Consider the following 885-nt stretch of genomic DNA (forward strand, 5'->3'; position numbering starts at 1 on the left):
TGGTGACGGATGTAACTGACGCTCGCGTATGGTTCGAACCCGATGGGAAAAGTGGGGTTGTGCTCCGTGCTGTCAACGCAGATAGCCAGCAGTATGATCTCACACCCGAGTCAGCAGGCACACCACGGGTCATCGCGAACAACTGTCTGTACGAGATGCGTCCATTCAACGCCCTCCGACTAAAAGGCGCGACGAAGAATCTCGCTACTGTTGGCCCGTTATCTGTTGAGTCACCGTTCAGCAGTTCATACCCCGAGGCTGTCGCAACGTACCCCCCGCTCGTTGAACGGTACGGGGGAGAACTGACAGAGTCAGACACCTCCAAGACAACAATCGCAGGGCGTTTGGAGACGGAGGCAAAGTCACAGCTCAAACAGGCACTTGACGAGGTTTCAGGTGGCTCAATGACGCTTTCGTTGGCCCCAATGGTCCGCCCATATGACCGTGTCAGCGCAACACCCGCGTGTTCAGGTGTCTCGGCAGATGTGAACCCCCTCCAGTACGAGGTTCAAGAAGCCACGCATCGGATCACGCCATCAAACAACAATCTCCCACAAACCGAGATCGAGGTATCCATCGCTATTGATCCCTCACAGATCGAGACACGATCCACGACCAGAGACACAGAGACGGGTGGAGAGCCGACAGATGATCCCGCTTACGAACAATACGCCTGGACGACTGCTGCGTAGCCCACGTTTAGGATTCAGGGTGTGAGAGGCCATCCTCAATCATTTCTGCGACTGTCCAGAGCAGGACAGCGCCGATGACGGCTGTTGAGAACACCCCACCGACGACCAAGCCGACCCACCCGAGCGTTGCGAGGCCGAGGACAGCAATTGAGCAGATGACTGACGCTGCGAACACACGGAGCACCCACGTCTT

At 56.7% G+C, this 885-nt stretch carries 2 protein-coding genes; one reads left to right on the plus strand and one right to left on the minus strand.

Annotated elements, in window-relative coordinates:
- Positions 1-692, plus strand: a 692-nt coding sequence (locus EXE45_RS19850) for a hypothetical protein (protein WP_158294307.1), incomplete at its 5' end; no start/stop codon positions are given.
- A gap of 7 nt (positions 693-699) precedes the next feature.
- Here the strand turns inward: EXE45_RS19850 and EXE45_RS20845 are convergent.
- Positions 700-885, minus strand: a 186-nt coding sequence (locus tag EXE45_RS20845; protein ID WP_206750491.1) for a hypothetical protein, incomplete at its 5' end; no start/stop codon positions are given.

Source organism: Halorubrum sp. SP9, assembly GCF_005435015.1.
GTDB classification, from domain to species: Archaea; Halobacteriota; Halobacteria; order Halobacteriales; family Haloferacaceae; genus Halorubrum; species Halorubrum sodomense.